Raw genomic sequence first — 22,837 nt, 5'->3', positions numbered from 1 at the left:
CTGTCGGTACACTGGCTTTTTGATCTGGCAATCATAGGACAGGGGAGACCAGGCCTTGTTGACCGTACTCATGGCAACCCGCAATGGCGCTGCGACATTGCCCCAGGTGCTGGACGCGTATTGCCGGCTGAGCGCGCCGCCGGACGGCTGGCGCCTGCTGATCGTCGACAATGGCAGCACCGACGGCAGCGACGCGGTGATCGCCAGCTACGCCGGCCGGCTGCCGCTGCGCTGCTTGCGCGAGCCGGTGGCCGGCAAGAACCGCGCGCTGAACCGGGCGCTGGAGGCGGCGCTGGCCGAGCCGGAGGCCGACGACGCCCTGTACATCTTCACCGACGACGACGCCACGCCGCAGGCCGACTGGCTGCTGCAGTGGCAGGTGTGCGCGCGTGCCTATCCGTCGGACAGCGTGTTTGGCGGCGCCATCCTGCCGGATTGGGCCGAGCCGCCGCCATCCTGGCTGCTGCCCCTGGTTCCGACCGGCCTGACCTACGGGCTGACCTCGCCATCGCTGCCGGACGGGCCGGTGTTTCCCGGCCTGGTGTGGGGCGCCAACATGGCGGTGCGGCGCGCGGCGTTTGCGGCCGGGCAGCGCTTTGATGTTGGTGTCGGCCCCAACGGCGGCGATTACGCCATGGGCAGCGAAACCGAGCTGACGCGCCGGCTGGGCGCGGCAGGCTATCGGGCGCGCTTTTACAGCGGCGCGCGGGTGTCGCACCACATCCGGCGTCATCAGGTGGAAGTCGGCTACATCCTGCAAAAAGCCTGGCGCTTCGGGCGAGGTAAATACCGACAGGAAGTGCGCGGCCGGTTTCCCGAGCTGTGGGGCGTGCCGCGCTGGATGCTGCTGCGTTGCGTGCAGGAAGCTGCCGCATGGGCGCGCGCTGCAATGCTTGGTGACGCCGCCCGCAAGTTCAGTCACCGCTGGGAGCTGGCTTTCCTGCGCGGCTACTTTTACGAGGCGTGGCGCGGCATGCCACCGATCCGCAAGACGGTGCTGGTAACCAGCCATTCCGGCGAGCTGGGCGGGATGGAGTTGCGCATGGCACAGGAAGTCCGCTATCTGCAAGCCGCCGGCCGCGCGGCTGTGCTGGCGCTGCGGCGGTTTGACGGCCTCATCGCGTGGACGCAACGGCTGGCGCGGGAGCAGGTGACGGTGGCGGAGTTCAATGCTCCCCTATTCTTTGAGGGCGCCTGGCGCTGGCGCCATGCGCGCCGCTGGCAGGCACGCTGGCTGGCCAGCGGCAGGCTGCGCGCCTTCAAGGCCGACCTCGTGCACGTCGCGTTTTGCTGGACGACCTACGGCGCGTCGCTGCTGTGGCTGGCGTGGCATTGCGGTTTGCCGACGGTGGTGAGCGTCCACAACGCTTTTCCTGCCGTCAGTTTCACCGCGTGGCACGAGCGGCTGCTGCGACAGGCATTTGCGAGCGTGCACGGGGTGTACGCGGTGTCCGGGTCTGCGCTGGCGCATTTCCTCGCAATTTATCGGCCTTATCTCCCGCCGGCCGCGCGGCTGGCTGTGATACCCAACCCGGTGGATGTCGGCTTGTTCCGGCCGTCGCTGGCGCTGCGCTTGCAGGCGCGCAAGCGGCTGCAGGTGCCGCAGCAGGCGTTGCTGATCGGCGTGGTGGCGCGGCTCTCTCCGCAGAAACGTCCCGAGCTGGCGATCGATCTGCTGGCCAGGTTGCGCGGGCGGTTTCCCGACCTGTATCTGGTGCTGGCCGGCAGCGGGCCGCTGGAGGCCACGCTGCGCGCGCAGGCCGAGCGGCTCGGGGTTACCCCATGGGTCATTTTCACCGGCTTCATCGACGACGTGCACGAGTTGATGCCCGCGCTGGACCTGCATTTGCTGATGAGCCGCAACGAGGGCTTCGGCATCGCCACCGTCGAGGCGATGGCGTGCGGCGTGCCGGCGGTGGCGACGGACGTGCCTGGCAGCGCCGACATCCTGCGCGGCTGTGCCGGCGGCATGCTGATTCCCGCGCAGGATCTGGACGCGGCGGCGACGGCCGTCGGCGACCTGCTGGCCGATCCGGCGCGCCGCGCCGAAATGGGCCGGTATGGCCGGCAAGAGGCGGTCAGCCGCTACAGCACGGACATCATCGGCAAACAGGTGGCAGCTTTCTACGATGGACTGCCATGAAGCCGCACCTGTCCTTCCTGTTCTCGTTTTCCGAGAAGTACACATTGCTGGTGCTGAACACCGTCTCCGCGATGGTGCTGGCGCGGCTGTTGACGCCGGACGACGTGGGCGTCTACGCGGTCGGCGCCGTGCTGATCGGGCTGGTGCAAGTGCTGCGCGACTTCGGCGTGGGCGCCTACATCATCCACGCCAAGGCGCTGGACCGCCAGCAGCTACGCGCCGCGCTCAGCGTCAGCCTGCTGATTGCCTGGACGCTGGCGGCGCTGGTACTGGCCATCAGCGCGCCGGCCGCCTGGTTCTATCACGAGCCCCGGCTGCGTACCACCTTGCACCTGTTGTCGATCAACTTTCTGCTGATCCCGTTCAGCGCCGTGGCGCTCCCGTATTTGCGGCGACAAATGCGGTTTTCGGCGATTTTCGCCATCAATACCAGCCAATGCGCGGCGCAAATGCTGTGCTCGATCACGCTGGCGATGCTGGGCTGGGGCTATCTGAGCCTGGCATGCGGCGCGGTGGCCGGCGCGCTGGCCACCTTGCTGGCGACGCTGGCTTGCCGTCCGCCCGATCTGCCATGGCTGCCGGGGCGGCACGGCCTGCGCGGAATACTGTCGTTCGGCTCGGTGTCCACGGCAGGGACGCTGATTGACGAGGCCGGCGTGGCCGCGCCAGACCTCATCATCGGCAAAATGACCGGCCTCGCCGAAGTGGGCATCTACAGCAAGGCCATGGGCGTGATCAATGTCTTCAATCAGCTGGTGACGGCGGCCGTGTCGCCGGTGATCTTTCCGCTGTTTTCCTTGCAGGCGCGCGAGGGGCGCGACCTGCGCCTGGCCTACCTGACCACTGTCAGCTACATGACCGCGCTGGCCTGGCCGTTCTTCGGTTTCGTCGCGTTGATGGCGCCGGCGCTGGTGCGGGTGCTGTACGGCGGCCAGTGGGATGCAGCCGTGCCCTTGATCCGCGTCATCTGCATCGCCTCGGCGCTGTATAGCATGTTCAGCATGGCGCGCTATTTATTTGTGGCCATGGGCGAGGTGAGGGCGCTGGCGCGGCTGGATGCGATGGCGGTGCCGGTGCGGGTGTTCGCCGTGCTGGTCGCGGCGCCGTTCGGGCTGACCTGGGTGGGCTGGGCGGTGGTGGTGGGCGCGGCGTTCCGCAGCGGCCTGACGTATGTGTATCTATATCGCCTGGTCGGCTTGCGCTGGACAGCATTGCTGGCGGCGAGCCGGCGCAGCGGCGCGGTGGCCGCGCTGTGCCTGTCCAGCGCGGCGATGGTACGGCTGTGGCAGCCGGACGGGCACGCGCTGGCGCAACTGCTGATGGCGTCGCTGGTGTGCTTGCTGACGTGGCTGGCGGCCATCCATTACGTCCGCCACGCGCTGGCGGACGAGTGCACGCTGGCAGCGCGCAAGGCGCTGGCGTTATGGCATCGATGAGGAGTGGGTCATGCGTGTTGGCATCTTATCGTATCCGATGTTGTTTCAGCGCGAGGGCGGCCTGCAGGTACAAGTGCGCGCCACCATCGACGCGCTGCGCGAGCTGAACCTGCCGTCGCTGCAAGTGGAGCTGGTGGACACCAACCATCAGCGCCTCGATAGCTACGATGTCATCCACGTTTTTTCCGCCATCAATGGCAACTACCGTGCGGTGGAACTGGCGCATGAGATCGGCGTGCCGGTGGTGCTGTCGGCCTTGCTGTCGCCGGGATGGAACCGTCGCCTCGGTTTGCGCGCGCGCCTTGCCGAACGGCTGACCGGGCGGCTGACGCAATGGAATGTGCAGACCAGCTATGCGCAGATCAAGCGTGCCCTCCAGCTGGCGCAGATCGTCGTGGCGCTGGGGCCGGCAGAGCAGCAGGCGTTGGTGGGGGGATTCAAGGTCGAAACGGGACGCATACAATTGCTGCCCAATGGTATCGCAGCGCATTTCTTCCACGCCGACGGCGCGCTGTTCCGGCGCCATACCGGGCTTGATGGGCCATTCGTGCTGATGGTCGGCGCAATCTCGCCGTATAAAAACCAGTTGGGCCTGGTGCAAGCGCTGGCGCGGCAGGCGCTGCCGGTGGTGCTGATCGGCCGGGCGCAGCGGCAGCACGAGGGCTATCTCCAAAAACTGCTCGCCTCGCCCAAAGTGCGGTGGCTGGGGCAGCTGGAACATCATGACCCCTTGCTGGCCAGCGCGTATGCGGCCGCGTCGGTCGTTGCCTTGCCCAGCCAGGGCGAGGTGTTTCCACTGTGCGTGCTGGAGGCGCTGGCTGCCGGCACGCCGGTCGTCATGACCGAGGAGAGCGCGCTCATCCTGCCGGACAGCGCTTTCGCGCTCAGGCAGCTGCGCTGGAATGATACGGCATCGCTGTGCGAAGCGGTTCAGCAGCTGATCGCCTTGCCGCCGGACCGGGCCGCCGTCAGCGCGCTGGTGCGCGCGTTCACCTGGCGGCGCGTGGCGCTGAAAATCGCCGACTGCTATCAACAGTTGCACGAGCGCAGGCAGCGAGGCCAGGCCGATGCTGTTTAACTCGTTCAGCTTTCTGTTTCTCTATCTGCCGGTGGTGCTGGCGGGGTACTTCGTGCTGCTGCGCTGGCGCCCAGCGTGGATCGCCGGCTGGCTGGCGCTGGCGTCGCTGTTTTTCTATGGCTACGCGGATACGCGCTACCTGCCACTGCTGCTCGGCTCGATTTTGTTCAACTATTGGTGCGCGCGGCATCGGCGCTTGCTCGTGTTCGGCGTGGTGGTCAATCTGGCTTTGCTGGCCTACTACAAATACGCCAATTTCTTCCTGCCGGGGCCGGGCTGGGACATCATCCTGCCGGTTGGCATCTCGTTTTTTACCTTCACGCAGATCGCTTACCTGGTCGACTGCCATCGTGGCGGCAACGGCGAGTACCGGCTGGTGCATTACACGCTGTTTGTCAGCTATTTTCCGCATCTGATTGCTGGCCCGGTGCTGCATCACAAGGAAATGATGCCGCAATTCGACCGGCCGGCGCGCCTGGACATGGCCGACGTGGCAATTGGCTTGTCGATTTTTGTCGTCGGATTGGCCAAGAAGGTGCTGCTGGCCGATCCCATCTCGGTGCTGGTGGGGCCGGTTTTCACGCCTCACGCGCAGCCACAGTGGCTGGAGGCGTGGATTGGTACGTTGGGCTACACTTTCCAGTTGTATTTCGATTTTTCCGGCTACTCGGACATGGCAATCGGCCTGTCGCGGCTGTTTGGTGTGCGGCTGCCGCTGAATTTCGATTCACCGTACAAGGCGGCCAACATCAGCGACTTCTGGCGGCGGTGGCACATGAGCTTGTCGCGTTTCCTGCGCGACTACCTGTACGTGCCGCTCGGCGGCAACCGCCACGGCCCCCTGTGCCGCTACCGCAACCTGATGCTGACCATGCTGCTGGGCGGCCTGTGGCATGGCGCCGGCTGGACGTTCGTGGCCTGGGGCGCGCTGCACGGCGCCTACCTGGTGATCCAGCACGGTTGGCAGGCGCTGACGCGTGCGTCCGCGCCGCGCTGGTGGGGACGCTGGCTGACGCTGCTGGCGGTCATGGTGGCCTGGGTGGTGTTCCGCGCGCCGGATCTGGCGACCGCCGGCGAAGTGCTGCAGGGGCTGGCCGGCGCCAATGGCGTGTCGTTGCCGCGCGGCCTGTCTGGCCTGGCGCCGCAATTGGCAGCGCTGGGCTGGCATCCGGCATTTGACGGCATCCGCTGGATCGACGCCGGCGGTCCGGCGCTGCCGACGCTGCTGGTGGCGATGGTGCTAGCGTTTTACGCGCCGAATACGCAGCAACTGTTCGGATTGTCGATGCGCTGGACGCCGGCGGTCTGGCGCAGCGCGGTCACGGCCACGGTGTTTCTTTGCTGCCTGTTCAATATGAACAAGGTCAGCGAATTCCTTTACTTCCAGTTCTGATCATGGCCACCCAAGCCGCATGGCGCCGCTATGTCCTCGTGTTCTGCGGCATCGGCCTCAGCGTGACCGGCGCGGTGGCGGCGCTGAATTATTACGTGGACCCGTACCTGATACACCAGTGGGATACCGCGCACCTGCTGCGCCTGTTGCCCGGGCGCGAAAAGCTCAGCCCGTGGGGCAAGACCTACGCGCTGGCGCGGTTTCGGCCGCAGGTGCTGTACATCGGCAATTCTCGCACCGAGCTGGGCTTGCCGGTGCGGACGGCCGTGTTTGGACCGCAGCGTGTGTTCAATGCCGCGCTGTCGGGCGCCTCGCTGGGCGACGCGGCCGCGATGTTGCGCCACGCCGCCGCCGTCAGTCCGCTGCGCACGGTGGTGTGGGGCATCGACGCGCCGTCATTTTCCATGGAAATCGGCAATACCGATTTTGACCGCGCGTTGGTGGCGGCCGACCGCTATTATCTGGTCCGCCGCGGCCTGATCAACCTGAAACGCGCCCTCAGCGTGGACATGACGCTGGATTCCATGCGCGTGCTGCGTGGCACATTCGGCCATATTTGCCAGTCCAGCCTGGCGTTGTACGGCCAGCGCGATGGCCGCTGCGTACAAGACCGCATCGACAGCCTGGGTGGCACCGCCGCCGCCATCGTGCCGCGCGTCAGGGATTTTGCGCGCGGCGCCGGGCCCACCGAGGACGCGATGCGCGAGTTGACGATCCGCGTGGTCAGCGTGTGCCGTGCTGGCGTCCGCCTGCGCTTGTACGTCAATCCCACCCATGCGATGACCAGCGATGCGCTGTACTGGGCCGGAAAATGGGCGGCGCTGGAGGCGTGGCAGGCGCGGCTGGCAGCGCTGGCCGACCGGCAGCGTCGCCAGGGCTGCGATGTACGCGTGTTCGACTTTTCCGGCTTTAACGCCGTGACGACCGAGCCGCCGCCGCAAGTCAGTGGCAAGCACGAGATGCTGAATTATTGGGAAACCTCGCACTACCGCACGCGCGTTGGCGAGATGATACTGGCGCGCCTGTTTGGCGATGGCGACTTTGGCGTCGAGCTGACGCCCGCCACGCTGGCGCCGCATCAGGCCGCGCAACGTGCCGCGCGCGACCGCTATCACCAGTTGCATCCGGTGGAAACTGCGCTGGTCAGGCAGCGTTGACCAGCACCGCGCAACCTTTCTCGCACACGCGCGAGGACAGCTTCAACGCCGCAAATTCCCGCTGCCAGCGCTGCACGATGGCGGTTTCGTCGCTGCGCGCCGCGTCGTCCAGGAAAATGGCGGCGTCGACGGCCAGCCGCGGAAACAACAGCGGCCCGGCGGGATACCGCGCGAGCGCCCGCGTGAATTGCGGCGGACCGTCAATGACCAGCATGTCAATGCCTGTTTCCGGCAGGGCGCCGATGTCGTACCACGGCCATGGCTCGCCGGAAAGCTGGTGCGGCACCAGCGGCGCATCCAGTACGCGCGCCCAATCCTGCAAGCCATGGTGGCGCAGTTGCTGCCGCGTTAGCTCGGCGTAGTGCGGATCGTGCTCCAGGCTCAGCACCTTGCCGGCGCCGTTCAGTTGCATGCAACGCGCCAACACCAGCGTTGATGTCCCGCTGCTGCATTCCACCACGCACAGCGGCCGCGCCATGCGCGCGTGACGCGCCACCTGCAGCAGAAAATCCGGCGATGCGGCCCAGTCGCGGGTGGCGGGCAGGCTGGCTTTCAGTTTCAGCTCGACATACAGCCCTTGCAGCGCTTCGAGCTGGCGGAATTGGGTGACGCTGTCCTGTCGCGCCTGGTCGCGCAGGCCGAACAGCAGCAAATGCGCCTTGCGCAGCTTGTACAGGGTGTACAGCAGCAACGCCAGCGTCAGGGAATGGAGCAGCATGGCCATGGTTGGTCCTCAGTGCGTCGCAACTTTGCTGATGACGTAGCGATGCTTGCCGGACGCTTCTGTCGGGATCGCCGCCACTTCCTCGATGACGATATCAACCGTCGCGCCCAGCCGCGCGCGGAACTGCGTCACGATGCTCAGGCGCAGCGGCGCCGGCAACCCATCCACGCTCACCAACAGCACGCGGGTGCAGTCCAGCGTTTCCTGGATGATTTTGAAGGCGCGCACTTGTGGCAGATCGCGCAGGATGTAGATCAGCGCCAGGCCGTGCATCACGGTGCCGTCGCGGGCCACCACGAAATCGGTCACGCGGCCTTCCACCCGTTGCAGCAGCGGCAGGCCGCGCCCGCAGGGGCAGGGGCGGGGATCGAGGGCGCCGATGTCGCCGGTGGCGTAGCGGATAAAGGGAAAATCGCGGCTGGCCAGGTGGGTAATGACGATGGCGCCGCTGTCGCCCGGCGGCACCGGTTGGCCGTGCGTGTCCAGGATTTCGACGATAACGTCTTCGGCGGTGATGTGCATGCCGCCTTCCGGGCATTCGTGCGCGATGAAGCCGGCGTCGCGCCCGCCGTAGCCGTTGGCAACCGGCGCGGCGAAGGCGCTGCTTAACTGGGCGCGCTGGTCCTCGTACAGGCGCTCGGCGGTGACAAACACCACTTTCACACCCAGCCGGTCCAGCGTGATGTGGCGCGATTGCGCGTGCTGCACCAGCAGGCACATCACGGATGGGTAGCCGAACAGCATCGCCGGGCGCTGCCGTTGCAGGCGCGCCAGGTAATCGTCCAGCCGGGTTGGCGACAGGTCGAAGGCGGGCAGCAGGTCGCTGCGCAAGAGCCGGTCGCGGCGGGCGCGCCACAGGTCTTGCGCATGCAGTTCGATCGGCGAGCCCCACAGCACCGCCTCGCGGTCGCCGATGTCCACGCCCCACCAGCGGGTGGCGCGCCATTTCGCCGCCACGTCATGGCTGACGCGCTGCTTGCCGAGGTAGAAGATCAGCGGCTCGCCACTGGAGCCGCCCGTGGTAAAACGCTGCAGGCGTGTGGCGGTATCCGAGCGGAAGTCGTCGCGGTGATCGTTGATGTGCGACTTGCGCAGAATGGGTAACGCGCGCAGGTCGCGCAGGTCCTGCACGCGGGTGGCATCGAAGCCGATGCGGGCATACAGTTGACGGTAGTAGGGCACGTGCTCAGAGGCGTACAACAGCAGTTCGCGCAGGCGCGCCAGTTGCAGGCTTGCGATCTGGCCGGGCGACCACCACTGGCTGGCCTCCATCGCCTGCCGTAGCGCCACGCTGTGGTGGCGCTTGACCCATTCGTGCAGCGGAAACAGCAGTGTGGAAACCAGCGCCGTGTAGGCAGACTGCCGCGGTCGCCGCAGCACCCGCCTGTATTGCGCAAACAATCGGGGCCGCACGTTTTGCCAACTGAAACGCTGGGCGCCGGCCAGGCCGTTTGCGGCCAGACGTTGCGCCAGCGCGTGGTCTTCCAGCACAGCCAGCATGGCGCTGGCCATGCCGTGCGCGTCGCCCGGCGGCGCCAGCAGGCCGTCAACGTCGGCGCGGATCAGGTCCGGCACGCCGCCGACGGCGGTGCTGACCACCGGCACGCCGCTGGCCCAGGCTTCCAGCACGGAATTCGGCGAATTGTCGGCCAGGCTGGGGTTGAGCGCCAGATCTGCCCGCTGGTAATACGCTGGCATGGAAGCGTTGTCGATCTTGCCGGCGAAGCGAACGGCATGCTGCTGCCGCAGGTCTGCGGTCAGTTGGCGCAGCCGCTCTAGCTCCGGGCCTTCGCCGCAGATGGTCAGGCTGGCGTGTGGCAGGCACTGGCGTACCAGCGTGAAGGCGCGCAGCGCCGTGGCGTGGTCGTAGAGCGCTTCCAGATGCCGGGTCACGAGGATGCGCGCCTGCCCGGCCGTCCGCTCGGCAGGGCGAAATCGCGCCAGATTGACGATGTTGGGTACAATTTGCACGCTGATACCATAAGCGCCAAATACCCGCGCGAGATAAGCAGACGGCACGATGACCGCGTGCGCGCGCCGCAGGCTGAAGCACACCAGCAACGCGCTGCGCGCCAGAAAAGCCGGCGCCTCGCCGCCCCTGTAGTTGACCACCACGCCGGTGCCGCGCAGCCGTCCGATCCAGATGGCCGGCGCGGCGTGCAGGTGCCAGGACCAGCCGGAATTGGCCATCACGTGCAGCAGTTGCGCCCGCCCGGCGGCGCGCCACAACTGCCACAGATACGGCAGCAGGCGCAGTCCCGCCCGCACGCCACGCACCCGCGCCGCCCAGGCCGGTCGCCAAGGTGGGTTGACCTGAACCAGTTCCACATCGGCGCCGGCCTCGCGCAGCAGCGCCGCCAGTTGCGCGGTCTGATTGGCCATGCCACCGGCCGGCGGCGGCAATGGGCCGATCAACGCGATGCGGATGTCGTTCATGGCGTGGGCGCCAGCAGGCGCTGGTAGACGTCGGCGTAGCGCGCCACGCTGCGCTGCCAGCTGCGTTCGCTTTCGATGTAGGCGCGGGCTTGCCGGCGCAGCGTCGGCCACATGGCGGTGTTGTCCAGCAGGGACGATACCTCGCCGGCCAGCGCGACGGCATCGCCGGCTTTGAACAGTATGCCGGTCTTGCCGTGTTCGATCAGTTCGCGGTGTCCGCCTACGTCGGAGGCGACCACCAGGCGGCCCTGGGCCATCGCTTCGAGTGGCTTCAGCGGCGTGACCAGTTCGGTCAGCCGCATCGGCAGGCGCGGGTAGATCAGGATATCGATCAGGCTGTAGTACTCGGCGATCTCCCCATGCGGCGCCCGGCCGGCGAAGACGACCTTGTCGCCCAGGCTCAGGCGCTGCGCCAGCGTTCGCAGCTCGCTGCCCTGTGGACCGCCGCCAACCAGCAGCAGCTGTAGCGATGGCGCCGCCGCCAGCATGCGCGGCATGGCCCGCAGCAGCAGCGCCAGGCCCTCGTAGGCGTAGAATGAGCCGATAAAGCCCAGCACCACTTTGCCATGCACGCCGAGGCGGCGCGCCAGCACGCGGTTGGGGGGCGGCGCGGCGCGAAAGCGGCCGCTGTCCACGGCGTTGGGGACAACGGTGACGCGTACCGCTGGAATGCCGCGCGCGATGATGTCGTCGCGCAGACCGTTGCAGATGGTGGTGATGGCGTCAACGCGGCGCAAGGCGTAGGTTTCCAGCGCGCGGGTCAGCCGGTAACGCAGGCCGCCGGCACGGCTGGTGCCATGGTCGGCGGCGGCGTCTTCCCAGAAGGCGCGGATTTCATACACCACCGGAATGTGCAGCATGCGGCCGACGCGCAACGCGGCGATGGCGTTCAACGCGGGCGAGTGCGCGTGCAGCACCTGCGGCCGCGCGGCTTGGGCGATCTGTCGCAGGCGGCGGGTCAGGCCGGTCATGATGGCCCACTGTCCCAGCAGCGGCAGCCGTGCCCACCAGCGCCGGTCGGGCGGCGTGCGGAAGAAATGCCAGCCGTCGACCTGCTGTTCGGCTTCGGCCGAGCCCTGCTTGGCGCTGGTCAGGTGCAGCGTGTCCCAGCCCATGCGCCGTTGCTGACCGAGAATGGCCAGCGTGCGGAAGGTGTAGCCGCTGTGCAGCGGCGCTGAATGGTCGAGGATGTGCAGGATGCGCATCATGCCGCCTGCTGTTCGATATGGTGACCGGGCGTTTGCTGCATCTGGCGCAGAAACGATTCAAACATCAGCAACGACCACAGCGGCGCGCTATGGTCGCGCAGGCCGGACTGGTGCTGTTGCATCAGTTGGTGCACGTAGCCCATGTTGAACATTTCGCTGGCGGCCAGCACCGGACTGGCGAGACTGCGCTGCAGGCGCGCGCGCAGCGGGCCGCGGAGCCAGTCCGCCAGCGGCACGGAAAATCCCATTTTCTGCCGGTGCAGCAGTTCTTCCGGCAAGTGCGGGGCCAGCGCCTGCTTGAACAGATATTTGCCGATGCCGCCGCGCAGCTTGAGTTCGGGCGGCAGGCCGGAGATCCACTCCACCAGCGGATGGTCGAGCAACGGCACGCGCACTTCCAGGCCGTGCGCCATGCTGGCACGGTCAACTTTGGTCAGGATGTCGCCGGGCAAATAGGTCTTCAGGTCCAGGTATTGCACCAGCGACAGCGGATCGTCGGCCGGACAGTTGCCCGCATGCCGGCGCAGGACGTCCACCGCGTGGTAGGCGCCAAGGTCGCGCCGCAGCGCCGGGCTGAACAGTTGCGCGCGCATCTCGTCCTTCATGATGCTGATGCCGTGGAAATAGGCGGCTACCGAGTCGCGCGCCAGCGCTTGCAGCGTGCTTTTGGCGCGCAACGGCCGCGGCGCCCAGTCGGCCTTGGGATACAGCCGGCCGAGCGTGCCAAACAGCGGCTGGCGCAGGCGCAGGGGCAGCAGCGCGCGCCAGCGCTCCTCGTGCAGGTGCCAGCGGTAGCGGCGGTAGCCGGCCAGGTTCTCGTCGCCGCCGTCGCCGGATAGCGCCACCGTCACGCGCTGGCGCGCCAGCTGGCAGACGCGGTAGGTCGGCAGCGCGGAGCTATCGGCAAACGGCTCGTCGTACAGCGTGGCGAGATGATCGATGAGGTCGGTGTCGTGCTGCGCGACGCGTTGGCTGTGGTGGTTGGTCTGGTAGCGTTCGGCCACCATTGCCGCGTAGCGCGATTCGTCGAACGCGGCATCGTCGAAGCTGATCGAGCAGGTGTTGACCGGGGCGTCGCTGGTTTGCGCCATCAGCGCCACCACCGCGCTGGAGTCGACGCCGCCGGACAGGAAGGCGCCCAGCGGCACCTCGGCCACCAGCCGGATGCGCACGGCTTCGCGCAGCCGCGCCAGCAGTTCGTCGGCGGCGTGCTCCTGGCTGATGATGGCGTGGCGCTGGAAGGGCACGTCCCAGTAGCGGCGGCTGGCACCCGGCGCGCTGCCGTGGCGCGCCAGCAGCGTGTGGCCCGGTTCGAGCTTGCGGATCTGGCGGAACACGGTGCGGGGCTCGGCAATATAGCCATAGGCGAAATAGTCTTCGATGGCCAGCGGGTCGAGGTCGCGGCGCAATTGGCCGTGCGCCAGCAGCGCCTTGATTTCTGAAGCGAAAATCAGTTGGCCATTGTCCAGCACGGCGTAGTGCAGCGGCTTGATGCCGAGCCGGTCACGCGCCAGAAACAGGCTGCGCTGGCGCCGGTCCCACAGCGCAAACGCGAACATGCCGCGAAAATGCTCGACGCAGCGCGGCCCCCATTGTTCCCACGCGTGGACGATGACTTCGGTGTCGCAGCGGGTACGGAACAGGTGGCCGAATTGTTGCAGCTCGCGCATCAGCGCGGCAAAGTTGTAGATTTCGCCGTTGTAGACGACGGCCACGGTGTTGTCCTCGTTAAACACCGGCTGCTGGCCGCTGGCGACGTCGATGATCGACAGGCGCCGGTGGCCCAGGCCGATGCCCGGTTCGCGGTGCATGCCGCCCTGGTCCGGGCCGCGATGGCGCTGGATATCGGTCATGCGCTGCAGCAGGGCGGCGTCGATGTCGCTTTGCTGGTAGAGATCAAACATGCCGGCGATCGCACACATGGCTATCCTTTCATCGATGGCGGGTGGATGAGGCGGTCGTACACGGCCAGGTAGGCGTTGGCCATGGCCGACAGGCTGAACTCGGCGAGTACCCGGCGCCGGGCGCGCGCGCCGTGCTGGGCAGCGAGGCCGGGAATGCGGTAATAGTCGGCGATGGCGTCGGCCAGCTGGCCGGGGTCGCGCGGCGGCACCAGTGTCCCGGTCCAGCCGGGCTGCACCAGTTCGGGATTGCCGCCGACGGCGGTGGCCACCACCGGCAGGCCGCTCGCCATCGCCTCCAGCACGGTGTTGGAGGCGCCTTCGGCCAGCGACGGTTGCACGAACACGGTCATGGCGCGCATCAGCCGGGCGACGTCGTCGCGGGCGCCCGGCAACCAGGCCAGCGCGGCGGTGCCGGAGGCGCGCAGCACGTCCTGGCAGGCTTGCCGGCAGGGGCCGTCGCCGATGATGACCAACCGCAGCCGGCTGGTGGCGACGCCGCCTTGCGCCAGCAGCGTCAAAAAAGCATGCACCAGCGTGATGTGGTCCTTGACCTCGGCCATGCGGCCGACGCTGCCGATCACGAACGCATGTTCGTTGACGAAGCCGTGCGGACCGATGGCCGCCGGCGGCCCCAGCCGGGGATGAAAATCGACGCTGTCCACGCCGTTGCAGATGTGGGTGACGCGATGCGGCCGGGCGCCGATGGTACGCACCAGCCAGTCTTCCAGATCCCTGCTGACGGCGATGAAATGACCGATCAGCGGCCGCAGCAACTGGCGCAGCAGGCGGTAGCGCCGGTTGCTGCCGTCCAGGTCGTTGATGTCGCGGCCGTGCTCGCCATGAACGCGCAGCCGCACGCCGGCCGCCGCCGCCAGCAGCTGAGCCTCGATGCCGGAGAGGTTGCGGGTGTGGATCAACTGAGGTTGCAGCCGTTTCAGCGTGTAGTACAGGCGCAGGTAGTGCGACCAGTCCTTGCCTTGTTGCTTGTTGATGCTGATGATTTCGATCGGCCGCTGGATGCGCAGGCGGAAGTCGCTGGCGTCTTCCAGGCAGACGATGGCGTGGCGGTAGCGCTCCGGCGGCAGGTGGTTGATCAGGTTGATCAGGCCGTTTTCCAGGCCGCCGACGTCGAGGCGGTGGATCAGGTGGACGATCAGCGGCGCGGACTCAGCGTTCGACATGGCGCAGTCCCTGTTCAATGGCCGGCAGCATGGCGCTCAGCAGGTCGCGCATGGCGGCTTCGGCGGCGGCCGGCCGCTCGTCGTAGGACGAGGCCAGGATGACTTCGGCGCCGCCATCGTTGCCGCCGGTGAGCTTGGCCTTGGCCAGCATCAGTTTTAATACATGGGGACTGGCGGCTTGGTCGCCGCTTTGGCGATACCAGCGCCATACCAGCAGCTTGTCGCTGGCCGCCTGCTGGACCGATTGGCGCACGGCCAGACGACGGCCGGCAATGACGATGGTGCGCTGCGTGGCGCTCACTTCTTCCCATTGGGGCGCGCCGGACACCGCTGTTCGTTGCACCTGCGTCAGCAGCTCTGCGCCCTCGCGCTGGTGGCGATACCAGGTGAGTTGCAGCGATACGCTGCGCTGGCCATCGCTGTAGTTGTGCGAGATGCGCTGGGGCTGTCCTTGGTGCAGCATCTGCCAGTCACCTGGGCGCATCGGGCCGGCGCGCCAGGGAGGTGGCGGGGCTGCCAGCGCGAGTTGTGGCGGCGGTGCTGTGTCCACCGGTGTGCGTAATATATATGCGGCCAACGGTGGCCAGATCGCGCAGACGGTCATGGCTGCGATGGCGATGCGCGCGAAGCAGGCCGCGGGGGCATTGGCGGTGGGCGGGGCGCATGGGCGAAGTGATTGCGACTCGGCATCGCGCCAGCGTATGCCGCACCAGAACAGCAGCGCCATCACCACGCCGAAGAACAGCCAGCCGTAAATCAGATGGTCAACGCCGGTGGCCAGCCGCATGTCGGTCCAGTGGCCGATCAGCACCACCATGCAAGCGCGCAGGCCGTTGGCGAGAATAGGCAGGGCGAGTGACACCGCGATGAAGGTCAGGCGTTTGCGGGTACTGCGGTAGTTGACGGCGGCGTACAGCATGCCCAGCGCGACCGAGGCGATCAGGTAGCGCAGGCCGCTGCAGGCGTCGGCGACTGACCAATTGCCGGTTGGCAGGGAAATGAAGTTGTTTTCGTGGAAGACCGGTATGCCCATCAGCCGCAGTAATGCCACCGTAAAACTGGCGGTAAAGTCGATCAGCGCTGGCATCAGCACTTCGCCAAACGGCACGGCCAGCAAGGTATAGCACAGTGGGAAGGCGATCGCGGCCGTCAGCGCACGGCCCTGTATGGTGGCCACGGTGGCGATGCCCATGAGGATCAGGCAATATTGCTGTAATACCGGAACGTTGGCCACGTCGGCCAGCAGCCAGACCGCGCCCAGCATCGCCAGCAACAGCAAGCCGGGCGGCCAAGGTTGGCGCGCTACGTCCCGCAACGATGCACGCTGGCGCCAGATCAGCCAGCCGGCTACAGGCAGGACCAGGAAGCCGTGGTTGAAGGTCGGTGATCGCCACCACAGCCAGACCATCGACGCGGCGGTGGATGCATGCATGAGCACGAGGGCGAGCAGCGCGACGGCCAGATAGCCGTGCACGCTGCGCAGCGCCGGCAATGAGCCGTGCGAAGGCGCGGACGGGGGCGCGGGGGCGAACGGGGCCGGTGCCGGGGACGCGAACGGGGACGCGGAGGTGGACTGGGACGTGGACTCGAATTCGGGTGCGATTGCGGGCGCTGGCGCGGGCTGTGGCGTTGCGAGGAGGGCGGCGCGGCGGATGGTCATGGCGCGCGCTCCACTTCCGTCTGTACCAATGGCTCAAGCGCTTCCACGCCCAGCACCCGTCCCAACCGCTGCAAATTGTGGCTCCAACGGTAGTCACTCAGGATCCGCTGGCGGGCGGCCATGCCTATCCGCGCGTCCGGGGCGTGCAGTTGCCGGCAGATGGCACTGATGAACTCCGCACCGCCGTTGGCGCAGATGACTTCGTCGCCATGCGTGGCGGTGATGCCCTCCAGCGCCTGGCGCGAGGCAATCACGATCTTTTGCATGGCCATGGCTTCCAGCACCTTGTTTTGCACGCCTCGCGCGACGCGCAATGGCGCCACCACCAGCGCCGCATGCTGCAGATACGGGCGCACATCCGGCACCGTCCCGCTGACGTGGATGCCGGGCATGCGCTGCAGATCGCGCACCTGCGCCGCCGGCCGCGAGCCGACGATGTGAAATTCCAGCTCGGCATGCTGCGACCGCAGCGCCGGCATCACGCGCTCGGTAAACCAGCTGACGGCGTCGATATTGGGCTCGTAGTCCATCGCCCCGGTGAAAACGATGGCGCGGGCGCCGGCAAACGGCGACGGATGCAGCGACTTCGGCGAGAAATAGGCGCTGTCCACGCCGTTGCAGTAATAATCCACTTTGTCGGCCGATTCCGGCGCGCGGCGCTTGAACAGTTCCGCCTCCGCCGGCGAGACCAGCAACACCCGGTCAAATTCCGCCGCCGCCTTGCGCTCAAATTCCAGCAGCAGCCGGCCCTCGCGCCGATACAGGCCGGACAGCGGCCACTGTTTATTATCGGCATAGCCATGCCATTTCTCCGAGTCGACATCCACCAGATCCAGCACACGCCACAGCGGGCCATGGCGCGTGCTGAACGGCACGTACTGCGCCATCGGCCCGGTATAGGCCAGGCAGACGCCGATCCGGCGCTCGTCCAGCGTCTTGCTGACCCAGCGCTGCAGCGCGGCGTGGCGGAAATAGGGCAAGCTCAGCGCTTCGTCGCGCAACAGCGCCGACAGTCCGGACAAGCGCGCCCAATGCGGCGGCATGCGCACGAGACAGCTGCTGGCACACTGTGTAGCGAGCTGATCGGCGTAGTCGCCATCGTCGTCATGGTCGATGAAGCTGCCGAGGTGGATGCGGAAGTGCTGCCGTAAATACTGCAAGGCGTGGAAAGCGCGTATCTTTTCGCCCTTGTTGGGCGGATACGGCAGCCGGTGGCACAGGAAAAGCAGGTCGCGCATGGCGTCACCCCAGCTGGCGCACGATATGCGGCCCGATCAGGTTGGCCCAGGACAGCGGCAGCATGCGCCACGCCTTGATCATCAGCCGATAGTGCGGGTTGAGCGGCTGGACCTCCTTTAGATGTCTGGCACGATGGAGCTGGTAGTCGTAGTGCAATGGTTCGGGCTCGAAGCCCCAGTTTTTCTTGAAGGCGAAGGAGCCGGTGCCATATTTGCTGCGGCCAAAGTCAAACAGCGTATAGCCGGCGTTGCAGGCGCGGCGCATCACTTCCCAGTACATGAAGTCGTTGGCGGCCAGCTGGCGCGCCTGTTCGCCGCCGCCCCCGTAATAAGGCAGAATCTGCTCGCGGAAACGGAAACTCAGCACCGCGCACACGGTCCGCCCGCCGTGCTCGACGCCCAGCACCTCGCAGTCGTCGGCAAACACCTGTTGCAGCAGCTTGAAATGGCGACGGTTAAACATCGGCGTGCCGAGATGATGCATGCTGCGCGCGTAACAGTCGAAAAAGCGGTCGGTGCCGGCCTCGACAATGCTGATCAGGCCGGCAGCCATGCCCTTGCGTACCATGGCGCGCTGCTTGCGCGGAATCGCCAGCATGTTGGTTTGCTCGTCGGCGTGCAGACGCTTGCGGAAAGTGGCGTACGTGTCGCGGTGCAGCCAGCTGGCGTGATGCGGCCGCAGGTGGCGGTACTCCAGGTGATCGACCTGCAGCCGCGCAGCCAGGCGCTGCGCGGCCTGGTCGACCGCGTCCGCCGCGTCACGATTGTCGGCGGCAATGCCGCCGTAGACGCAGAACGGCAGCGAGCACAGCGTGTTGCCGAACAGCCGGCTCCTGACCTGCGCCAGCGGCAGCACGGCGTGGATATCGCCCTGCGCAGAGGCGGCGTACATGAACCAGGTGGGATGCGAGAAACTCTCTTCCATGATCTGCTGCCAGCCGGCGCGGTGAAAGAAGGTCGCGTCCGGGCAGCGATGGACAAACGCGTCCCAGCGTGCGCGGTCTTGCGATCCCATCAGCCCGACGGTGTAGTGCGGCATCATGCGTGTCCCAGAAAAATGTGGTCGATGCGGCCCCAGCGGAAGTCGCCCAGCAGCCGGTTGATACGCGCTTCCATGCGGTGCAGGTTCAGGTAGTGGCGCATCCGCGTCTTCAGGCCGATGCCTGGCAGCACCGGCTGGCCGGGATCCAGCTCCCAAGGGTGAAAGTAAAATATGCCAGCTTGGCCATCATGCGAATTGATCCTTCGCAAAGCCCAGCGCGACGCGGCGTAGGGCAGCAGCCGGAAATAGCCGCCGCCGCCAGCCGGCAGGTTGCGGCCCAGCAGGCGTACCGTGCTGACCGGCAGCTCCAGCAGGCCTCGTGCGCCACGTGGACGCCAGGCGAAGCGCGGGGCGGCCGGCATGCCGTAATGATCGTGGTGGATCGGGTAGATGCTGGAGCTGTAGTGGTAGCCGGCCTGCTGCAGACTGTCCAGCGCCCACAGATTGGCCTGGCCGATCGAAAAACTGGGCGCGCGGTAGCCCAGCACCGGCTGGCCGCTCAATTGTTCCAGCAACTGCTTGCTGATCGTGATGTCGTGCAGAAAGGCGTCCGCTGTCTGCTGGCTGGCGCGCTGGTGTGCGTAGCCATGGCTGGCCAGTTCGTGCCCTTCGCTGACGATGCGCCGCACCAGTGCCGGATAGCGTTCGGCGATCCAGCCCAGCGTGAAAAAGGTGGCGTGGGTCCGGTGCGCGGCCAGTAGGCCGAGAATCAGGTCGACATTGCGTTCAACGCGGCATGGCATGCGCGGCCAGTCGTCGGGCGCGATATGGTTAGCAAACGCGGAGACCTGGAAGTAATCCTCGACGTCAACCGTCAGCGCGTTCATGGCCGCCGCTCCTGGCGGCTTTGCAGCCAGCTGGTGGTGGCCGCCGCCACACGCCCGGCGGCCTGGCCGTCCCAGTATTGCGGGACGCGGCCGGATTTGCCGCCGTAGCGCAGAATGTCACGGCACAGCGCCAGGATCACCGACGCGTCGCGGCCGGCGATGGCGTTGCTGCCCTCGGCCACCGTCACTGGTCGCTCGGTGTTGTCGCGCAGCGTCAGGCAAGGGACGCGCAGCACCGTGGTTTCTTCCTGCACACCGCCGGAGTCGGTCAGCACCATGCAAGCGTGTTTCATCAGGCCCAGCATGTTCAGGTACGGCTGCGGCGGCAGGCAGGCGATGCCAGGCGCGTCCAGCATGCCGGCCAACTCGTGCCGCTGCAACATCGCGCGGGTGCGCGGATGCAGAGGGAACAATACCGGCAAGTCCTCGCTCAGCTTGACCATGGCCTGCATCAGCGCACGCAGGCGCAGCGGGTCGTCGACGTTGGCGGGACGGTGCAGGGTCAGCAGCGCGTAGTGACCGCCGTCGCGCACGAAGCCGGCCAGATGCGCCTGGCGCAGCACCTCGGCGGCGCTCGGCGCCAGCGGCAGCTGGCGCACCAGCGTGTCGATCATGACGTTGCCGACGAAATGGATGCGGTGTGCGGGAATGCCTTCGCGCAGCAGATTGGTGGTGCCGCTGGCCTCGCTGGTGAACAGCAGCTCGGACAGTTGATCGGTCAGCACCCGGTTGACTTCCTCCGGCATGGCGCGGTCGAAGCTGCGCAGGCCGGCTTCCACGTGCAGCACCGGAATGGCTTTCTTGGCCGCGGTCAGCGCGCAGGCCAGCGTGGAGTTGACGTCGCCCACCACCAGCACGGCGGTGGGCGCGATCTGCTCCAGCACCGGCTCGAAACGGCGCATCACCTCCGCAGTCTGGACCGCGTGGCTGGCGGAGCCGACTTCCAGGCGGAAATCCGGTTGCGCCAGCTCCAGGGTGCTGAAGAACTGGGCGTCCATGTCGGCGTCGTAGTGCTGGCCGGTGTGGACCAGCACGGTTTCGACCTGCGATTCTGGCGGCGCGAAGGCGCGCAGCAACGGCGCCATCTTCATCAGGTTGGGCCGGGCGGCCACCACGCAGGCGATGCGGTAAGGTCGGGACATGGCGGACTCCGGTCAGAATGAGACAATGAGCGTGGCGCCAACGCCGTTTTCGCGGTAGTTGCCGCCGGCGCTGCTGTTGTGGCGCACATGACGCAAGTCGGCGCTGGCACTGATGCGGCTGGATAGCTGGCGCGTCATGCCCACTGTTAGCGCGCTGTTGCGGTCTTCGCGGCCGGTGGTCAGCGATTTGGCACGGTTGTGGCTGGCGCCGATGGTCAGGCTGCCGCGCGCGGACAAGCGCCAGTTCCAGCCGAACTGGAGGCTGTTCTGGCGCGTGCGGTCGGTCAGCGTCAGCTGATCCGGGCCCAGAATGACGCTGTCGATGCCATTGGTGGTCTGGCCGCTGCGGCCGGTGGTGGCCAGATGCACGGCCAGCGCGCTGCGCGGTGTGCTGTAGACGCCGGAAAGCCGGCCTTGCTTCTGCAAATAGTAGCGGTGGCTGAAAAAGTTGACGTTGCCGTCCTTGCCCAGCAATTGGGAAATCGCCAGGAACAACTCGATATTCTTGCGGCGCAGCACCGGATCGGGAATGCGGGTGGCCCACAGCTCCCACAAAAAATCGGTCAACGCGTCGGGACGGACGCTGAAGAATTCGCCGTGCGTGGTGGTGATGTCTTCGGCGTAACTCAGTGTCCAGAACATGCTGCGCAGGCGGTAGCTCGCGTCCAGGCCGTAGGTCTTGCCAAAGAAGCGGTGGCCGATGCTGGCCGACAACCGGGTGCGTGGCGACGGCGTCCACACGGCGCCCAGTGTGCCGAACCTGCCTTGCGGCTGGGCGCTGGCCGAATGGTAGTCCTGCTTTTCGTAGCCGGCGGTACCGAACAGTCCGATGCTGCTGTTGAGTGGATAGCTCAGCGTGAGCGCGGCATTGCTCATGGTGACCGGCGCCAGTGCGGCATCGTCCAGCTGGCTGCGGTGCAGGTTCAGGTCCCAGTTCCAGCCGCGCCCGCCATTGTCGCCGGTCAGTTGCAGCGTGGCGCCGGTGCTGCGCACATTCAGCAGACCGCCGCTGCCGGCATGCTGGTAGTCGTAGCGCACCACGGCGGTGGCCAGTCCGCGGAAATAGTGGCGCAGATACGGACTGATGGCCTGGGTGCGGACAGTGCTGCTGTTGCTGTTGGTCAGCGCTGGATCGATCAGTGGCGGGCCAAACGCCGAGACATTGCGCTGCGCAATGCCAGCGCGGGCTTCGACAAACAACCAGTCGGCCAGCAGTTCCACGTGACCGTTGGCGTCCAGTTGCTGGCTGTCGCGGTCCGGCTGACGCGTGTATGCCACTTTTTGCAGCGTGTAGGCCAGCGCCAGTTGCAGGCGCGGCCCGTCGGTACTGATCAGCACGCCTGGCGAGACCTCGGTGATGAACTGGCCGCGCGCCTGCCCGGCCGGCGCCAGGTTCAGGTTGTCGGTATAGCTTTCGCGCAGACGCACGGTGGGGGTGACGTCCCAGGCCGCTGCGGCCGCGGTGCCGGGCCAGGCCAGCAGTATCAGCAGCGGCAGGCGGCGCGAGGCGCCGCGCGGCGTCAGGCTAATCATAATAACCATAGTATTCGCTGCCCGGAAAGGCGGTGCTCTTGTTGTAGACCAGGTTGACGTTGGGGCACTGCTCGATGTGGCGCAGCGCTTCCTTGACCGCATGCTGGGTGGTGCGCTCGGATTCCACCACCATAAGCACCTGGCCCATGTGCGAGGCCAGCACACTGGCTTCGGTGGTCATCAACAGCGGCGGCGAGTCGAAAATGACGATGCGGTCGGCGTAGCGCTCGGCGATTTCGGTCAGCAGCCGGCTCATGCTGCGGCTGGCCAGCAGCTCGGTGGCGTGCTTGTTGGCGCGGCCGGCCGGCAGAAGGCTGAGGGTGGGCACATTGGTCTTCAGGATGACGTCAGCCAGGCCGGTTTTGTCGCGCAGCAGGATGTCCATCAGGCCCGGTTCCGACGGCAGGCCCAGCACTTTGAGCACCGAAGGCCGGGCAACATCGGCGTCCACCAGCAGCACGGTGATGTCCATTTCCATGGCGATGCTCATGGCCAGGTTGACGGCGCAATAGGTCTTGCCTTCGCCCGGCATGGCGCTGGTGACGACGATCAGGTTGCCGTGGCGGATGGCCGGCGCATCCGCGCTGCCGCGCGCGTTGCGCAGCAGCGGACGCTTGATCATACGGAAATCTTCGGCAACACTGGTGCGACCGCCGTCCTGCGTCACCATGCCCAGCTGTTGCAGGCGGGCCAGATTGATCTCGACATGGCGTGGGGCGGCGGACATGATGCTCT

At 66.7% G+C, this 22,837-nt stretch carries 17 protein-coding genes; 5 read left to right on the top strand and 12 right to left on the bottom strand.

What is annotated here, in order from left to right; translation table 11 throughout:
• Positions 1–55: 55 nt before the first annotated feature.
• Genes FHW58_RS06440 through FHW58_RS06420 form a run of 5 tightly spaced genes read left to right on the top strand, consistent with a single transcriptional unit; the run spans position 56 to position 7,207 of the window.
• The gene (locus tag FHW58_RS06440; RefSeq protein ID WP_229265066.1) at positions 56–2,143 is read left to right on the top strand and encodes a glycosyltransferase; all 2,088 of its coding nucleotides are present in this window, start codon (positions 56–58) and stop codon (positions 2,141–2,143) included.
• On the top strand, positions 2,140–3,579 hold the full coding sequence (locus tag FHW58_RS06435) for a lipopolysaccharide biosynthesis protein (protein WP_179672231.1): 1,440 nt from the start codon (positions 2,140–2,142) through the stop codon (positions 3,577–3,579). Before FHW58_RS06440 ends, FHW58_RS06435 begins: the two co-directional genes overlap by 4 nt.
• 10 nt (positions 3,580–3,589) lie before the next feature.
• On the top strand, positions 3,590–4,657 hold the full coding sequence (locus FHW58_RS06430) for a glycosyltransferase family 4 protein (protein ID WP_179672229.1): 1,068 nt from the start codon (positions 3,590–3,592) through the stop codon (positions 4,655–4,657).
• The gene (locus FHW58_RS06425; protein ID WP_179672228.1) at positions 4,647–6,050 is read left to right on the top strand and encodes an MBOAT family protein; all 1,404 of its coding nucleotides are present in this window, start codon (positions 4,647–4,649) and stop codon (positions 6,048–6,050) included. The genes FHW58_RS06430 and FHW58_RS06425 overlap by 11 nt, the downstream gene beginning before the upstream one ends.
• Positions 6,051–6,052: 2 nt before the next feature.
• Positions 6,053–7,207, top strand: a complete 1,155-nt coding sequence (locus tag FHW58_RS06420) for a hypothetical protein (protein WP_179672226.1) — start codon at positions 6,053–6,055, stop codon at positions 7,205–7,207.
• Here FHW58_RS06420 and FHW58_RS06415 read toward each other — a convergent pair.
• The 12 genes from FHW58_RS06415 to FHW58_RS06360 form a co-directional block, all read right to left on the bottom strand.
• The gene (locus FHW58_RS06415; protein WP_179672224.1) at positions 7,194–7,931 is read right to left on the bottom strand and encodes a class I SAM-dependent methyltransferase; all 738 of its coding nucleotides are present in this window, start codon (positions 7,929–7,931) and stop codon (positions 7,194–7,196) included. The two genes, FHW58_RS06420 and FHW58_RS06415, sit on opposite strands and share 14 nt — an antisense overlap.
• 9 nt (positions 7,932–7,940) lie before the next feature.
• Positions 7,941–10,367 (bottom strand): glycosyltransferase, encoded by a 2,427-nt coding sequence (locus tag FHW58_RS06410; RefSeq protein WP_179672222.1) that lies wholly within the window; start codon positions 10,365–10,367, stop codon positions 7,941–7,943.
• Positions 10,364–11,572, bottom strand: a complete 1,209-nt coding sequence (locus tag FHW58_RS06405) for a TIGR04063 family PEP-CTERM/XrtA system glycosyltransferase (protein ID WP_218892714.1) — start codon at positions 11,570–11,572, stop codon at positions 10,364–10,366. The genes FHW58_RS06410 and FHW58_RS06405 overlap by 4 nt, the downstream gene beginning before the upstream one ends.
• A complete protein-coding gene (locus FHW58_RS06400) occupies positions 11,572–13,497 on the bottom strand; it encodes an XrtA/PEP-CTERM system amidotransferase (RefSeq protein WP_179672218.1) in 1,926 nt (641 codons plus the stop codon). Before FHW58_RS06400 ends, FHW58_RS06405 begins: the two co-directional genes overlap by 1 nt.
• Positions 13,498–13,499: 2 nt before the next feature.
• Positions 13,500–14,660, bottom strand: a complete 1,161-nt coding sequence (locus FHW58_RS06395; RefSeq protein ID WP_179672216.1) for a TIGR03088 family PEP-CTERM/XrtA system glycosyltransferase — start codon at positions 14,658–14,660, stop codon at positions 13,500–13,502.
• Positions 14,647–16,134 (bottom strand): exosortase A, encoded by a 1,488-nt coding sequence (xrtA, locus tag FHW58_RS06390; protein ID WP_179672214.1) that lies wholly within the window; start codon positions 16,132–16,134, stop codon positions 14,647–14,649. Before xrtA ends, FHW58_RS06395 begins: the two co-directional genes overlap by 14 nt.
• Before the next feature lie 182 nt (positions 16,135–16,316).
• Positions 16,317–17,558 carry a TIGR03087 family PEP-CTERM/XrtA system glycosyltransferase gene (locus tag FHW58_RS06385; protein WP_179672213.1) on the bottom strand — a complete coding sequence of 414 codons (1,242 nt, stop codon included), beginning with the start codon at positions 17,556–17,558 and terminating at the stop codon, positions 16,317–16,319.
• A 4-nt stretch (positions 17,559–17,562) separates the two neighbouring features.
• A complete protein-coding gene (locus FHW58_RS06380) occupies positions 17,563–18,600 on the bottom strand; it encodes a FemAB family XrtA/PEP-CTERM system-associated protein (protein WP_218892632.1) in 1,038 nt (345 codons plus the stop codon).
• Positions 18,597–19,427: an XrtA system polysaccharide deacetylase gene (locus tag FHW58_RS06375; protein ID WP_179672211.1), complete on the bottom strand. Its 831-nt coding sequence runs from the start codon at positions 19,425–19,427 to the stop codon at positions 18,597–18,599. The genes FHW58_RS06380 and FHW58_RS06375 overlap by 4 nt, the downstream gene beginning before the upstream one ends.
• On the bottom strand, positions 19,424–20,569 hold the full coding sequence (gene wecB / locus FHW58_RS06370) for a non-hydrolyzing UDP-N-acetylglucosamine 2-epimerase (protein ID WP_179672209.1): 1,146 nt from the start codon (positions 20,567–20,569) through the stop codon (positions 19,424–19,426). Before wecB ends, FHW58_RS06375 begins: the two co-directional genes overlap by 4 nt.
• A gap of 12 nt (positions 20,570–20,581) precedes the next feature.
• Positions 20,582–22,111, bottom strand: coding sequence for a TIGR03016 family PEP-CTERM system-associated outer membrane protein (locus FHW58_RS06365; protein WP_179672208.1), 1,530 nt, complete (start codon positions 22,109–22,111; stop codon positions 20,582–20,584).
• Positions 22,095–22,829, bottom strand: a complete 735-nt coding sequence (locus FHW58_RS06360; RefSeq protein ID WP_179672206.1) for an XrtA-associated tyrosine autokinase — start codon at positions 22,827–22,829, stop codon at positions 22,095–22,097. Before FHW58_RS06360 ends, FHW58_RS06365 begins: the two co-directional genes overlap by 17 nt.
• Between the last annotated feature and the right edge of the window lie 8 nt (positions 22,830–22,837).

The organism is Duganella sp. 1224 (assembly GCF_013408245.1).
In the GTDB taxonomy this organism is placed as follows: domain Bacteria; phylum Pseudomonadota; class Gammaproteobacteria; order Burkholderiales; family Burkholderiaceae_D; genus Rugamonas.
The sequence above is the reverse complement of the archived record's forward strand: the minus strand, read 5'-3'. Positions and strand labels throughout refer to the sequence as shown.

What these genes read in the sequence shown, in the direction of transcription:
- FHW58_RS06360 (WP_179672206.1), bottom strand. Translation starts at nt 22,829, where the DNA reads ATGTCCGCCGCCCCACGCCATGTCGAGATCAATCTGGCCCGCCTGCAA.
- FHW58_RS06420 (WP_179672226.1), top strand. Translation starts at nt 6,053, where the DNA reads ATGGCCACCCAAGCCGCATGGCGCCGCTATGTCCTCGTGTTCTGCGGC.
- FHW58_RS06405 (WP_218892714.1), bottom strand. Translation starts at nt 11,572, where the DNA reads ATGCGCATCCTGCACATCCTCGACCATTCAGCGCCGCTGCACAGCGGC.
- FHW58_RS06435 (WP_179672231.1), top strand. Translation starts at nt 2,140, where the DNA reads ATGAAGCCGCACCTGTCCTTCCTGTTCTCGTTTTCCGAGAAGTACACA.
- FHW58_RS06375 (WP_179672211.1), bottom strand. Translation starts at nt 19,427, where the DNA reads ATGAACGCGCTGACGGTTGACGTCGAGGATTACTTCCAGGTCTCCGCG.
- FHW58_RS06425 (WP_179672228.1), top strand. Translation starts at nt 4,647, where the DNA reads ATGCTGTTTAACTCGTTCAGCTTTCTGTTTCTCTATCTGCCGGTGGTG.
- wecB (WP_179672209.1), bottom strand. Translation starts at nt 20,569, where the DNA reads ATGTCCCGACCTTACCGCATCGCCTGCGTGGTGGCCGCCCGGCCCAAC.
- FHW58_RS06395 (WP_179672216.1), bottom strand. Translation starts at nt 14,660, where the DNA reads ATGTCGAACGCTGAGTCCGCGCCGCTGATCGTCCACCTGATCCACCGC.
- FHW58_RS06365 (WP_179672208.1), bottom strand. Translation starts at nt 22,111, where the DNA reads ATGGTTATTATGATTAGCCTGACGCCGCGCGGCGCCTCGCGCCGCCTG.
- FHW58_RS06385 (WP_179672213.1), bottom strand. Translation starts at nt 17,558, where the DNA reads ATGCGCGACCTGCTTTTCCTGTGCCACCGGCTGCCGTATCCGCCCAAC.
- FHW58_RS06430 (WP_179672229.1), top strand. Translation starts at nt 3,590, where the DNA reads ATGCGTGTTGGCATCTTATCGTATCCGATGTTGTTTCAGCGCGAGGGC.
- FHW58_RS06410 (WP_179672222.1), bottom strand. Translation starts at nt 10,367, where the DNA reads ATGAACGACATCCGCATCGCGTTGATCGGCCCATTGCCGCCGCCGGCC.
- FHW58_RS06415 (WP_179672224.1), bottom strand. Translation starts at nt 7,931, where the DNA reads ATGGCCATGCTGCTCCATTCCCTGACGCTGGCGTTGCTGCTGTACACC.
- FHW58_RS06400 (WP_179672218.1), bottom strand. Translation starts at nt 13,497, where the DNA reads ATGTGTGCGATCGCCGGCATGTTTGATCTCTACCAGCAAAGCGACATC.
- FHW58_RS06380 (WP_218892632.1), bottom strand. Translation starts at nt 18,600, where the DNA reads ATGATGCCGCACTACACCGTCGGGCTGATGGGATCGCAAGACCGCGCA.